Here is a 12,783-nt window from a genome sequence, read left to right as displayed (position 1 = left end):
ACACTCCCCCGCAAAAGGGAATGCCGTTTCATCGGGCGGGATTGGTGACAATCCAGCTTGGTTTACATATCGGCAAAAATCGCCAGCAATGTGTTTTCAAACCCTTGAAGTTCCGACTTGAGACGATCCATTTCGTCAAAGCTTTTGGTGATCTCGGTCTCGGTTTTGTCCAGCGCGGTCAGATATCTGTCACGCAGGGTCTCTTGGTTGACACTTTTCAGGTTTTCCAACAGCCGCTTTTGCTCTTCGCCCAGGGCCTTGTAGCGGGCCTTCGCAGCGTCTGCTGCGCGCTGCACGGTTTCTACATCCCCCTTGAGGGCGCTGGCCTTGTCAAAGGCTGCTTGGTGCTCCGCGCTCAGCTCAATTTTTCCCGATTCTATATCCGCCAGAATGGTGCCAAAATCACTTGTACCAAGACGCACCCATTTCTGAAATGAGTTGCGTTCAACCAATGTCACCGTGCCTTTGCCATCCTCAACCGGCGCCGTGACCCGATACGCGCCGTTGATTTGTTCAGATTCCCCTGTGGCGCTATCCAACTTGCCAAATCCCATTGGGTGCTCAACCGTGAACAAATCGGCCATTTCGGGCAAGGCACCGGTATATGTTGTGGTGCGGGTGTCTTCGAAATCTAAGGTCAACCGGCCAGATTGATACACAACCGTCTTTAACCGAATGCCGCGATCCTCAACCGTTAGGATATCACTGCCGGTTACTGCCGCGAATGGCAGCAGGGTTGATTGGCCGGCCTGCATGCCCAGAAAGGGCGCGTCGCCGACGAAACCGTTCTCATCTTGCACCGATACCAAGCCCGAAGCCAACGCCTCATCAGACGTGATCGAGGCCGCCATAAGGATGGTGCCGCGACGCTCGGCCGGGCGATAAAGACCGCGAATTTCCGGTTCGATAGATAGGTCAAGATACATCAGGTTTGCGGTGCGACCATCCTTGAGATCCACCGCCTCAGGGAGGCTGTAACGCAAGATCCCACTGCTATCCAAAGCATCTCCAGCGGCGGCGCTGCCGGATGCCGGGGCTGACTTTGGTGCGATACTGTGCGCACGGCTACTATGCATCGACAAAAGCCCCACTCCTGCTGGGCTTGCCTTGACTTGGATCGCTTCGGGGCGCGGGCTGTCATCTTTGCTGCGGCTGACAAAGCGTGGATCAATCAGGTCACGCTGAAAAGCCACTGGCGAGCCGGTGGTCAATGTCATCTGCACATCGTCCCAATCCGCGCCTGAAACGTTCTCAAAGGTGGCCCAGCCTTGTAACCGTCCTTCGTCCAGCAACAAGCGCCACGAGTTTTTCCACGCAGCGGCCTCGGTGACATAGGAGAGATCAACAGCGCGGGCGGTATCGGCCTCAAGTGTGAGGTCAAAGCTGCGGGTGGCGCGGGTCACCTGGCCGGCATCCAATGCCTTGGCCAAACGCTCTGCGATCTGTTCGGAAAAGCCAACCCGAACACCCGGTGTGAGCACCGTTTCGACGACACCATTTTCGGATAAAACGATCACAGCCGCCCGATCAACCGCTTCCCCATCTTCGACAGCCAAAAAGTGACGCAGCCCCATCACCTGCCCGCTGATTTTAGTCGTGGCGGTTGTGAGGGTCACAGGCTCTCCCCTGAGTGCGACCAGCAGCTGTTCGGTGTCATGGGGCACACCATGGGCAAAGGCGGTTTCGCGCAAAGCGGCTGCGGCTGATCCCGGTGTATCGGTTTGCAGATCGACAACGCCACCCGCCGGATCGCGGACAACCAGTGAGGCCAATACATCGCTTGAGGCGGCCTCGGGGACGGTGAAGCTTATCACGTTGCCGTCTGTTTCTGCGCTCATTGTATAGCGGGCGATCCCGGCCTGTCCGAGCTCGATCTGAGTGATCTCTGGCGCGGCTTGGGCATTGGCGAACCCTGACAGGCAGGTGGTGATCAGCAACAGGGCGGAAAATGTGGTTTTAGAACGGCGCATGGGCTCTTTCCTTATACATGACGTTTGAATTTCGGGCCGCCGCGATTGGGCGGTTGCTGACTTAACTAAGCCCGAAATCGCAGGACAAGGCACTGGGGGATTTCCCCCAATTTCCCCGTTGTCAAATGGGGTGTTTCCCCGATCCCGCTGCCGGTCCGGGTTGGGCATGATGTGGATGTCGAACGGCAAAACACCCCGGATCGACAGCCATTCTAACCCAATCCAAACGTCGGAGCTTTGATGTGATCCGGCACACAACCAAGACCATAAATAAGGACCAAGACCATGATTGCTAAAACAATTTTCGCCACCGCCATTATCGCCCTTGCCGGGGCTGTCGCCACTCCAAGCCATGCCCGTGGCAATTGCAAAGACGTGTACGTCGTTGCCGAAAACCTGACCGGTGGGTTGATCAAGGTGATCGATCTAAACTTCATGATTTCGGGTTACGGCAAGAAATCGGAACCGATCCGCAATCAGGATATTCCCGCCGGTCAATCCTTTAGCGTAACCCGCAATTTCGAACACGCAAATGAGCGTCAGACACAGGTCACGATCTTGTACCGCACACGCACCGACAACAAGCATTTCAACAAATGGAGCGGTGTGAAACGGGCGTCTTCCGAATTTCAGGAATGCAAGCGCCACCGCACCTTCGAAGTCGATCTGCGGGACTAAACCGCGCCAGTCGCCCATATTAGCAAAGGACAAACCGATGAAATCTCATATCAAAAACGTCTTGATGGTGCTGGCCCTTGGTTTGGCCTCTGCGGCAATGGCGCCTGCGTCGATGGCACAAGCCAAAAGCTGTGGTGGGCACGGGCAAAAGGCCTGCGCCTGGCACAAACCCGGCCCCGAATGTGGCACATGGCTGCGCGAGGTGCGCGGCTATTGCAAACCCTGTGGGTCCAAGGGGCAAAAAGCCTGCAAGATCATCTCAAAAGGCAAGGCCTGCAAACCCAACCTCTCGATTAAGAAAGGCATTTGCGTCCCCACCAGCAGCACAGTGATTGGTAAAATCGGTGATGCCGTCGGGGATACAGTCGGCGGTGTGTTTGGCGGCGGCAAAAAGGAGAAAATCCTTGCCGAGAGCCGAAAACATGGGCCAGAAATTGCACGGATCGCCAAGCACATTACCCGTGCCCTGCCAGATGGTCGCGAGGCCAGGGCGCTGGCCGGCGCGATCAAGGACAAGGATGGCCGGGCCATTCAGAAGATTTTGCGCGACAATGACGATCTGCGCGACAGTTTTGATGCACTTGAACGGATGGGCTTCAAAACCGTGACTGTCGGGATCGAAAGCTGCGGCGCGTTTTTTGCGGGTGGGGCTCATGAAACCGGCTTTGCGATGGATCTCGATTTCACCGGCACGCCGCAACTTTACACCACAACCTCGCTGTCTGGTGGCTACCACTTTGGCGGGGGCAATGATCTTGTCTTCTCGTTTTATCGGAGCGGTCACACCCGGATTGATGGTCATGCCTTTGGCTCGATTGCCGAATTCGATGCCGGGTCTGGCGTTGGTGTCAATATGTGGTTCACTGCCAAACCCTTTGACTTCTCGGGATTTTCACTCGGGGTGGGCATTGGCAGCGTGGGCGGAGGCGGCGCACTCACCTATGCGCTGACAAAAATCTGGAACTAAAACCCGGCCCTCTTGGTAAAAAGAGGGCCACTGTCATCCGATCCTTTACCTAACCTTTTATTCAAGGACCTGTCTCATGAATTTGATCCCTTTATCCTTGGTCGTTCTGGCTGGAATGACCGGTGTTGCAGCCCAGGCGGCCGAAGACGACGCGCTTAGGGTTTTGCGTTCAGCCATTGCCCCGAGTGAATGCAGCGATAAGGCTGACATCATAAGTCAAAGCTTTGGCGAGGGGCAATTGCATCAAATCAGCTGTCGCGCTACCTTTGCCGATTTGGTTTATGTTATGGTCTATGAGGTCGACGGCGATTTGACCCCGCTGTTCTTTCCAACCCATGAATTTACCCTAGAGCCAGACACAAAAACCGGTGGCAAACCCTATCGCGTTCATCGGGGGCGTATATTTGCGACGCCTTTGGTGACCTCGCCCGAAATTCACGCGGGTTTTCGGGTGATTTCGACACGCCAACGGATTGCGCCGGGCATCGCAGACGGTCAAATTTCCCATAGTTATCAGATCAATCATGCTGGCCCCGAACTCTTGGATGCATATGTTGATATCGAAACAGAAGAGCGCATCTGGCTTTGGCCACCTCAGGACCCCGCCGACCAGAGTGCAGGCGCATCGCTGCTTGAGCAGTTGGGGGCAGACTATGAACTAGAGGGGTTCGCGCCGCTTGATACGCCTGCTCTCACTCTCAAGGATCCAAGAGAGATCGCAGAGCATTTGGATTTGGATTTCCCCAACACACAAGCCGGAGAAGAAGGGCGGGCTCGGATTGAGATTGCGATGCATCAGCTAGGAACCAAGGTGTCGGCCACGATCCTAAGTCGGGGCTGGGCGGATGACTCGGTTGAAGGGCGCGCGTTTCGGGTGTTGATGGAACAGCGCGGCGATGTTTGGGCGGTGACAGCCTTGGGGGCCGCGAACCTGTGTTATCGCGGTGAAACCCGCGTCTCCCAAAGCAACTGCCCCTAGGGGGGCGTTAAAGCGTTAGGGAAAAACAACTGCCTTTGCCGCGGACACTCGTGACTTCGAGATCCATGTTGTTTTCTCGGGCGAGGTCGAAACAGACCGCCAGCCCGAGACCATGCCCCTGCGACGAGCCGCCTTTGGAATAGGCCTGACGAAACTGCGCGATATCCTCTGCGCTCATGCCGGGGCCGGTGTCGAGCACACAAATTCGCAGCCGTTTTCCATGGCGGACCCCCACCAAGACGCCGCCTGTCTCTGTGTATTTGATGGCGTTGGACACCAGATTGGTGACGATCCGCATCAACGCCAGAGGGGGGGCGGTGGTCAGGGCGTCACATGTCACCACACGAAGAGATACCCCCTTTGCCTGTGCCTCCCCTTCGAACATTTGCAAGACTGTCCCGAGGGGCACCGACAAGGGGTAGGGCTCACTCTCTTGCTGCTCGGGCTCTGTCTCCATCTCGCTCTCAGGCACGCTGTCGTCCACATAGCCCGTGGCCAAGGCCCCCAAATAGTCAAACGCGTCATTCAGCCGAGTTTTCACCTCGGGCTGCATCTCCTTGGCCAGACTGTCAAAGGTCATGCGCAACGACATCAGCGGTTGGCGCAAATCATGGGAGGCGGTGGCCAGTTGCCGTTGACGCTGGGCGGCCAAGTCGCGCGCCTGGGCGTAATTGCGTTCCGATTCCAAAAGCTCATTGGCGCGCTGGGCTTCGGCTTCTAGTGCCACCACCCGCGCCTCAACCGCGCTTAGGTGCCGTCTGCGCAGGGCGACGACGTTTGCGCTAAGAAAGGTCATTGTCGCCAGCAACAAAGCGGCGAACACGACCCGCATGGCGCTCGGCGCATCAAGCCAACGCCCGCCAAGCCCGCTGAGCATCAAACCGATGACGATCATCGCCCCCAAAACCGCCAGGCCCGACACCCAAATCGCACCGACCGGAGGGGCGACGGTGTCTTGGGCAAACCCGCGCGCAGAGACGACATTTGCGACCAACATCAGCCCGATCAACAGGTATGACGACACGGCCACAATTGGCCCCGGCACCCAAATTGCGAGGCAAAACCCGGCCAAGGACAGGAGCGCCAATCCAGACACCCGACGCGCCAATTGAGGGGCAAGTCGGGCAATGCCGGCCCCGGCGACCAAAAACCCCGCCCCCGACATGGCGAAGAGCAGGCCAAACCCGATAGCAGAGGCATATTGGGGATGTTGGGGATAAAGAGTGCGAAACAACAACCCATCCACAAACGCCAAAACCGCCAGAAAAACCGCAAAAAGCACGGCGTTCCAGACGCCAACTGCGCTGCGCATCGCGGCCTGAAAGCCAAAGAAAAACACCAGACAGCTTAGCGCAAATGCATAAAATCCGGTCAGCAGGACACCCCACCGAAACGAGGCTTGGGCCAGATGTTCAGGGCTGTGGATGTCCATGCCGAAACTGGGGAACGGTCCGGTTTGGACATGCGCGAGAAGAGTGACCTGTTCCCCCGGTTTTAGGACAAAGTCAGGGGTGCGCAGACGGGTTACGATGTGATCCACCGGATCAAAGGGCGCAAAGATCGAGTAATCGGTGAGGTTCTCGGTCAACCCGCCTTGGCGGACCAGAAATATCCTGACTCCGCTGACAAGTGGGGCATCCATCGTCACAACAAACCGATCACCAGCGCGACCATCATCGGGGCTTTGATTTATGATTTCCACCGCTGTCCAGGTCTCTGGTGAATGGCGCGTGCTATAGGAAACTGTCTGCCATTCCCGCCGAAAATGACCGTCGCGAAAGGCAGTGATGGCTGTGCTCACTTCGGGGTCAAGCGACGCCCAATACCGCAATTCTGGCACCATATCCGTTGCGGTGTGGCCGGGTTCGAGTGTCACCAACTGTGCCTGCACGGTCCCGCACCACAGAAAAATCACCGCGATCCCTACCAAAACTCTGGGTATCAACCGATGGGCATGGCACATTTTGGCAGGACCTTTTGGGGAATTGCTTGAATGAAAGAGCGTGGAAAATACTATGCCGTTGTCGCGGACGATCATGCAATAGTGCGCAGTGGTTTGCGCTCGGCGCTAGAAACCCCGGGCCAGATTGAACCCGATGGCATTGATGTCATGGGCGAGGCTGAAAACGGTCTGGAAGCGATTGCCTTGGCCCGACAGCATAAGCCAGACCTGCTCTTGCTTGATGTTCAGATGCCGCTGGCCGGTGGCGTTGAGGTCGTGGTTGAGGTCAGACGTTGGAGCCCGAACACCAAGATTGTCGTGTTAACCGGCGTGACGGCCAAAGGCATGATCGGCGCGCTGATCGAGAGCGGCGTTGACGGTCTGTTTTCCAAAGGTGACGACAATTCAGAGCTTTACCGGCGTTTACCTGGTATCCTGCGGGGCCAGCGCCACATCGCAGAGCGTTTCGTCGATGCGTTAAAAGACACAGCTGCTGCGCCCCAGCTGACTGGACGAGAACGGCAAGTGTTGAACATGATCCTGGCAGGCCATGCGAACAAGGATATCGCCGAGATTTTGGGGATCAGCGCCAAGACCGTCGACAAACACCGCACCAGCATGATGCAAAAGCTTGGGGTCCATTCGGTGCCGCAACTTATGGCCTATGCGTTGCGCGAAGGTTTGGTGGATCCCGCGTCTGAGTTGTGACATAAAATGGGGGATCGACCCCATGCCGTTCGACGACAGGTTTGCCTACTTTGATTGCCAAACTCGGTAAACAAGGAGCGCGTCGTGCTCAACGTCAGATGGCTTATGGTGGCCTGTGTTATATGCGCATTACCACAAATCAGCGCGGCTCAGGTCCGGGACATGGTGTCTTTTCACAGCGCTCATGGAGATCAGATAGATATGCGTTTTGCGCCACATCTACCTGGATATACCACCGCCAAAACCGTCAAGCTTTGTCTGCAAAATCCGGTCAAAAGCCGTTGGGTCAAAGGCATAAGCAATCACACCAATGGCCCGCCAACGGTTGTTGTCGACAGTGGAATGTCAGAGTGTCTATTCTTGGCCCCAATGCGGCAAAAGCTGGTATTTTGGTCCCAAGACGCAACAGGAGATTTCGCAATCTCCGTGCTGGCCACGGTGGATTTGCGCGGTAAACTGGGGGAGGTTTATTACCTGCGCTGGGCCCAAGAGGCACCGATTGAAGACCCAGCCCCAACAGTGTTCGCTCCAATTACGTCAGCTCCAATTACGTCAGGCCAATGAATGACAAAACATATTTCTTTTGTACTTTTCGCAGCCTTATGTGCGCTGCCGGTCGTGGCCGCCCGCGCACAGGTGTTCTCTGCTACGGACATGGAAATCAACGCATTCGTGCGGGCCGATGGCAATCGCGATGGGGTGCTCACCTTGCCTGAATTTCGCGTTTTCGTCAAAGCGATGGCGAAGGCGGGGCAACCCACTGCGATGACCATTCGGACGTTTGGGGCTTATAGGTTTGCCTTTGGCATCGTTGATATAAACAAAGATGGCCGCGCGTCGCCCGAAGAGTTGCGCAGCGCAGATACGGATTATCGATCCCAATAAACGCCGGGCTGGAGGTGGATTGCCAGCGAAGGTCTGATCGCTGGCAAACAGGGGCTCTTGTTGATCTGCGCAGTTGCGCGGCTTTGGGCTTAGACCAAGTCGGGTTCACGCCCGACTTTGTTGGCCAATTTTGCAACTGTCAGACCCTGTACGATAATCGAGAAGACGACAATCACATAGGTCGTGGTGAGGATTAGCGGCTTCCATTCGCTGTCGGGGAGAGACAAGGCCAAGGCAACCGAAATACCGCCCTTGAGACCGCCCCATGTCATGATCTGGATAACACCAGGTCCAAAGGTGCGGAAAGGCTTGAGCATCAGCACGGGCACCGCCACCGCGGCCAAACGCCCGACCAATGCCAAGGCAATCGACATAACTCCGGTGAGCAAGAAGCTTTGTTCCAGTTGGACAGCGAAGACCTCGATCCCGATCAAAAGGAACAAAACCGCGTTCAGGATTTCGTCAATCAGTACCCAAAATTTATCAACATATTCGCGGGTTTCGCCTGACATGCCGTGCTTGGCACCGATGTCGCCAATCAACAAACCTGCGCAAACCGCCGCGATGGGGGCCGAGACATGCAGCCAAATCGCCAGTTCGTACCCGCCAAATGCCAAGCCTAGCGTCAGCAGGACTTCGAGTGAATAATCATCAACAAGGCGCATGATGCGAAACACCAGCCAACCAAGACCAATGCCCAAAACCGCGCCTCCGACCGCTTCTTGCAGGAAGAGCGAAACCACTGCGCTTGCTCCGCTGGCGTGATGCGCATCGCCGGGAAAGGCCAGGCCAACCAGAACGAGGAAGACGACATAGGCGACGCCGTCATTGAACAGGCTTTCGCCCGCAATCTGAGTTTCCAAAGATTTGCGCATATTGGCTTCCTTGAGGACGCCAAGTACGGCCACGGGGTCGGTGGGAGTGATCAAGGAGCCAAAAACCAGGGCGATCAAAATGGGCGCGCCTGTGAGCCAGCTAAAGCCAAAGCCAACAATGGCAGTGGACAGGCCAACACCGATTGTAGCCATCAACAATACTGTCGGCCACACTGCTTTCAAATCGGAGAGCTTGACGTGCAAGGCCCCGGCAAAAAGCAGCAACCCCAGCATGCCTTCCAACAGGGCGTCTGAGAAATCGATGCCCAGGACAACGCTTCGCACTTGATCTGAAATTCCCCATCCGGGAAAGACCAGATCAAAGCCCATGGTGGCCATGGAAGCTAGCAAAGCGACGACCAAAATACCAATCGCGGATGGCAGTTTTAAAAAGAGGTAGTTGACGGTGCCGAAAACACCAGCGAGCACAATTAGCAAAGAGGCAATCTGCAAAATATTCATAGCGGTCCCGAAAATCTGAGTTTCCAATGCCTGTTACCACGCCCAGCAGGTATTGGCAGGGGAAATTTGGTCTCAAGCTCATGCTCTGGCCCATGTTCAGGCCCATGTTCAGGTTTGTTCGCAGGTTCGGGTGTACTTCCTCATTGTGGCGGCGAATTTTCGGCGAAAATTCGATCAGCGCTGACCTCAGTCGTGGTTCTACCAGAGTAGGTCTAGACGAGTTTACGAATGGGACCGTTGTTGCAGACAACAATGAATTGCCCGCCACATTCCAAAAGGTGAAATCCGCGCGCATCGACTTCTTGGATAAACCGGGCACGGCCGATTTCGTTCTCGACCCAGAGCACGGAACGGCGCACGACACCGCCCTTGGACACTGCTCTGGCGGAAAATACCTGATCAATCCAGTCAGGGGAAAGGCTCTGGTCGCGGGCTTGCATCGGATGAGAAAACGCCAAACAGGGTTAAGATCAGGCTAACAACCGATGGACGTTATTCCCTTCCCAAACCCATTGAAAACCTGTATGGCGCAGCCACATCTGGAACGCAGCGCGCAGGCCCCCGCGCAGTGACGTAAGATGAAAAGGGGTCGGCGGCAATGGGGCCGTCATGCAAAACGGGAGCCCCGGCAGGGGTCGGCAGTGCTCCCAATTAGGATACGATGATGTTCAAAGAAACGAAGAAGAGCATGCAGTGGGGCGAAGAAACGCTCACACTGGAAACGGGCAAGGTTGCCCGTCAAGCGGATGGTTCCGTGATCGCAACTCTGGGTGAAACCAGCGTTATGGCGAACGTAACTTTTGCTCGCAAACAAAAGCCGGGTCAGGATTTCTTTCCTCTGACCGTGCACTACCAAGAGAAATACTATGCCGCCGGTAAAATCCCTGGCGGTTTTTTTAAGCGCGAAGCGCGTCCGACCGAAAAAGAAACACTGACAGCCCGTTTGATCGACCGTCCGATCCGCCCGCTGTTTGTCCCTGGCTTCAAAAACGAAGTTTTGGTGATGTGTACCGTTCTGAGCCACGACCTTGTTAACGACCCTGACGTTGTTGCGATGATCGCGGCCTCTGCGGCTCTGACCATCTCTGGCGCGCCATTCCGTGGCCCAATCGCGTGTGCCCGTGTTGGTTTCGAAGAGGGCGAATACGTTCTGAACCCAACAGTCGAAGATATGGATCAGCTGCGCAACAACCCTGAGCAGCGTCTTGACCTTGTTGTCGCCGGTACCAAAGACGCCGTGATGATGGTTGAATCCGAAGCCTATGAGCTGACCGAAGAAGAGATGCTGGGGGCTGTTGTTTTCGCCCACGAGCAGATCCAGCCGGTTATCGACCTGATCGTTGATCTGGCCGAAGACTGCGCCAAAGAGCCATTTGAATTCGAAGCGCCTGACTATTCAGAGCTTTACGAAGTTGTCAAAGCCGCTGGCGAAGAAGGCATGCGCGCCGCTTATGCCAACACTGACAAGCAAGAGCGTGTTGCGGCTGTGTCCGCCGCCAAAGACGCTATTCTTGCCGGTCTGACCGAAGAACAGCTAGAAGACGCGAACCTCGGTTCGGCGATGAAAAAGCTGGAATCGGTTGTGCTGCGCGGTGACGTTGTCAAAAACGGTCGTCGTATTGATGGTCGTGCGTTGGATCAAATCCGTCCGATTGTATCGGAAACTGGCTTGCTGCCACGGACCCATGGGTCGGCTCTTTTCACCCGTGGTGAAACACAGGGTTTGGTTGTGACCACGCTGGGCACCGGTGACGACGAACAGTTCATCGACGCGCTGCATGGCAACTTCAAATCCAACTTCCTGCTGCATTATAACTTCCCTCCCTATTCGGTTGGTGAAGTTGGCCGCGTGTCTGGCCCCGGCCGCCGCGAAATTGGCCACGGCAAGCTGGCTTGGCGCGCGCTTCAGGCGGTTCTGCCTGCGGCAACCGACTTCCCCTACACCATCCGCTTGGTGTCTGAGATCACAGAATCCAACGGCTCGTCTTCGATGGCGTCAGTTTGTGGTGGCTCGCTGTCCATGATGGACGCGGGTGTTCCGCTCAAAGCGCCGGTTGCTGGTGTTGCGATGGGTCTGGTTCTGGAAGACGATGGCGATTACGCGATCCTGTCTGACATCCTGGGTGACGAAGATCACCTCGGCGACATGGACTTCAAAGTGGCCGGTACCGAAAACGGCATCACATCACTGCAGATGGACATCAAGGTTGCGGGTATCACACCTGAAATCATGTCCAAAGCCTTGGCTCAGGCCAAAGCGGGTCGTTTGCACATCTTGGGCGAAATGGCCAATGCATTGACCGAAGCGGGCTCGTTCTCGGTTCACGCGCCACGCATTGAAACCATGCAGGTTCCAACCGACAAGATCCGTGAAGTGATCGGGTCAGGCGGTAAAGTGATCCGTGAGATCGTCGAAGTGTCGGGTGCCAAAGTTGACATCAACGATGACGGCATCATCAAGATCGCATCGCCTGACGGCGAGAGCATCAAGAAGGCCTATGAGATGATCCACTCGATCGTCGCTGAGCCAGAAGAAGGTGCAATCTACAAAGGTAAAGTTGTCAAAATCGTCGACTTCGGCGCATTTGTGAACTTCTTTGGCAAGCGTGACGGCCTGGTCCACGTGTCTCAGATCGAAAACCGCCGCCTGAACCATCCTTCGGATGTGTTGAAAGAAGGTCAGGAAGTCTTCGTTAAGCTTTTGGGCTTTGACGATCGCGGCAAAGTCCGTTTGGCCATGAAAATGGTTGATCAGGCCACTGGCGAAGAGCAGGCTCCTGAGCCTAAGAAACAGAAAGACGACGCAGAGTAATTCTGTCGCTTTTCTAATAGTCAAAGGGCTCCCTGATGGGAGCCCTTTTTCGTCAGATGGATCACATCAAACCAGTGTGGTTTCGATGTCGATATTGCCCTTGGTCGCATTGGAATATGGGCAAATAAAGTGGCCCCGATCCACAATGGTCTGCGCTATCGCGGCCTCAACACCCGGCATGGCGACCTCTAGCTTCACCTGAATGCCAAACCCACCGTCGCTACGCGGGCCAACACCGACATGTGCGGTGACTTTGGTGTCATCCGGTACCTCGCCAAGCTTCTCATTTTGTGCCGCGAAACGCATCGCGCCCAGAAAACAAGCGGCATAGCCCAAGGCAAAGAATTCCTCGGGGTTGCGACCTTTGCCCGATCCGCCCAGTTCAACCGGAGAGGCCATCGTGGCGGTCAACGCCCCGTCTCCCAACCCTGCCAGCCCATTGCGCCCACCGCCGGTGGCATAGGCATCTGTCCAGTACTTTGTATCTACAGTCATAGTATCGCCC

The 12,783-nt window shown here is 55.9% G+C and carries 12 protein-coding genes; 7 read left to right on the top strand and 5 right to left on the bottom strand.

Going from position 1 to position 12,783, the window contains the following annotated elements:
• Nucleotides 1-62: 62 nt before the first annotated feature.
• Entirely contained in the window at nt 63-1,970 is a 1,908-nt protein-coding gene (locus ACRBB0_RS10085; RefSeq protein ID WP_431374307.1) for a hypothetical protein, read from the bottom strand.
• Between the two features lie 285 nt (nt 1,971-2,255).
• On the opposite strand from ACRBB0_RS10085, the gene ACRBB0_RS10080 reads away from it, so the two are divergent.
• From ACRBB0_RS10080 to ACRBB0_RS10070, 3 genes are all read left to right on the top strand, one after another.
• Nucleotides 2,256-2,648 carry a hypothetical protein gene (locus ACRBB0_RS10080; protein WP_431374306.1) on the top strand — a complete coding sequence of 131 codons (393 nt, stop codon included), beginning with the start codon at nt 2,256-2,258 and terminating at the stop codon, nt 2,646-2,648.
• 37 nt (nt 2,649-2,685) lie between these two features.
• A complete protein-coding gene (locus ACRBB0_RS10075) occupies nt 2,686-3,615 on the top strand; it encodes a hypothetical protein (protein ID WP_431374305.1) in 930 nt (309 codons plus the stop codon).
• A 76-nt stretch (nt 3,616-3,691) separates the two neighbouring features.
• Nucleotides 3,692-4,594 carry a hypothetical protein gene (locus tag ACRBB0_RS10070; protein ID WP_431374304.1) on the top strand — a complete coding sequence of 301 codons (903 nt, stop codon included), beginning with the start codon at nt 3,692-3,694 and terminating at the stop codon, nt 4,592-4,594.
• 7 nt (nt 4,595-4,601) lie between these two features.
• On the opposite strand, the gene ACRBB0_RS10065 is transcribed toward ACRBB0_RS10070, so the two are convergent.
• On the bottom strand, nt 4,602-6,470 hold the full coding sequence (locus tag ACRBB0_RS10065) for an MFS domain-containing histidine kinase (RefSeq protein ID WP_431374303.1): 1,869 nt from the start codon (nt 6,468-6,470) through the stop codon (nt 4,602-4,604).
• 117 nt (nt 6,471-6,587) lie between these two features.
• Between ACRBB0_RS10065 and ACRBB0_RS10060 the strand changes: the two genes are divergently transcribed.
• From ACRBB0_RS10060 to ACRBB0_RS10050, 3 genes are all read left to right on the top strand, one after another.
• Nucleotides 6,588-7,244: a response regulator transcription factor gene (locus ACRBB0_RS10060; RefSeq protein ID WP_431374302.1), complete on the top strand. Its 657-nt coding sequence runs from the start codon at nt 6,588-6,590 to the stop codon at nt 7,242-7,244.
• Between the two features lie 201 nt (nt 7,245-7,445).
• A complete protein-coding gene (locus ACRBB0_RS10055; protein WP_431374301.1) occupies nt 7,446-7,808 on the top strand; it encodes a hypothetical protein in 363 nt (120 codons plus the stop codon).
• Nucleotides 7,809-8,129 carry a hypothetical protein gene (locus tag ACRBB0_RS10050; RefSeq protein ID WP_431374300.1) on the top strand — a complete coding sequence of 107 codons (321 nt, stop codon included), beginning with the start codon at nt 7,809-7,811 and terminating at the stop codon, nt 8,127-8,129.
• Between the two features lie 89 nt (nt 8,130-8,218).
• Here the strand turns inward: ACRBB0_RS10050 and ACRBB0_RS10045 are convergent, their stop codons facing one another.
• On the bottom strand, nt 8,219-9,466 hold the full coding sequence (locus tag ACRBB0_RS10045) for a cation:proton antiporter (RefSeq protein WP_431374299.1): 1,248 nt from the start codon (nt 9,464-9,466) through the stop codon (nt 8,219-8,221).
• A gap of 212 nt (nt 9,467-9,678) precedes the next feature.
• The gene (locus tag ACRBB0_RS10040; protein WP_431374298.1) at nt 9,679-9,906 is read right to left on the bottom strand and encodes an N-(5'-phosphoribosyl)anthranilate isomerase; all 228 of its coding nucleotides are present in this window, start codon (nt 9,904-9,906) and stop codon (nt 9,679-9,681) included.
• 224 nt (nt 9,907-10,130) lie between these two features.
• Here ACRBB0_RS10040 and pnp point away from each other — a divergent pair, with 224 nt between their 5' ends.
• On the top strand, nt 10,131-12,278 hold the full coding sequence (gene pnp, locus ACRBB0_RS10035; RefSeq protein WP_431374297.1) for a polyribonucleotide nucleotidyltransferase: 2,148 nt from the start codon (nt 10,131-10,133) through the stop codon (nt 12,276-12,278).
• A 66-nt stretch (nt 12,279-12,344) separates the two neighbouring features.
• Here the strand turns inward: pnp and ACRBB0_RS10030 are convergent, their stop codons facing one another.
• Nucleotides 12,345-12,773, bottom strand: coding sequence for an organic hydroperoxide resistance protein (locus ACRBB0_RS10030; RefSeq protein WP_431374296.1), 429 nt, complete (start codon nt 12,771-12,773; stop codon nt 12,345-12,347).
• Nucleotides 12,774-12,783 lie beyond the last annotated feature (10 nt).

It is taken from the genome of Pelagimonas sp., from assembly GCF_050633425.1.
In the GTDB taxonomy this organism is placed as follows: Bacteria; Pseudomonadota; Alphaproteobacteria; order Rhodobacterales; family Rhodobacteraceae; genus Pelagimonas.
Note: the sequence above shows the minus strand (reverse complement) of the source record. Positions and strands in the feature narration are given on the sequence as shown.

Coding starts and splice junctions, on each gene's coding strand:
- ACRBB0_RS10030 (WP_431374296.1), bottom strand. CDS start 12,773: ATGACTGTAGATACAAAGTACTGGACAGATGCCTATGCCACCGGCGGT.
- ACRBB0_RS10040 (WP_431374298.1), bottom strand. CDS start 9,906: ATGCAAGCCCGCGACCAGAGCCTTTCCCCTGACTGGATTGATCAGGTA.
- ACRBB0_RS10060 (WP_431374302.1), top strand. CDS start 6,588: ATGAAAGAGCGTGGAAAATACTATGCCGTTGTCGCGGACGATCATGCA.
- ACRBB0_RS10070 (WP_431374304.1), top strand. CDS start 3,692: ATGAATTTGATCCCTTTATCCTTGGTCGTTCTGGCTGGAATGACCGGT.
- ACRBB0_RS10055 (WP_431374301.1), top strand. CDS start 7,446: ATGCGTTTTGCGCCACATCTACCTGGATATACCACCGCCAAAACCGTC.
- pnp (WP_431374297.1), top strand. CDS start 10,131: ATGTTCAAAGAAACGAAGAAGAGCATGCAGTGGGGCGAAGAAACGCTC.
- ACRBB0_RS10085 (WP_431374307.1), bottom strand. CDS start 1,970: ATGCGCCGTTCTAAAACCACATTTTCCGCCCTGTTGCTGATCACCACC.
- ACRBB0_RS10045 (WP_431374299.1), bottom strand. CDS start 9,466: ATGAATATTTTGCAGATTGCCTCTTTGCTAATTGTGCTCGCTGGTGTT.
- ACRBB0_RS10050 (WP_431374300.1), top strand. CDS start 7,809: ATGACAAAACATATTTCTTTTGTACTTTTCGCAGCCTTATGTGCGCTG.
- ACRBB0_RS10075 (WP_431374305.1), top strand. CDS start 2,686: ATGAAATCTCATATCAAAAACGTCTTGATGGTGCTGGCCCTTGGTTTG.
- ACRBB0_RS10080 (WP_431374306.1), top strand. CDS start 2,256: ATGATTGCTAAAACAATTTTCGCCACCGCCATTATCGCCCTTGCCGGG.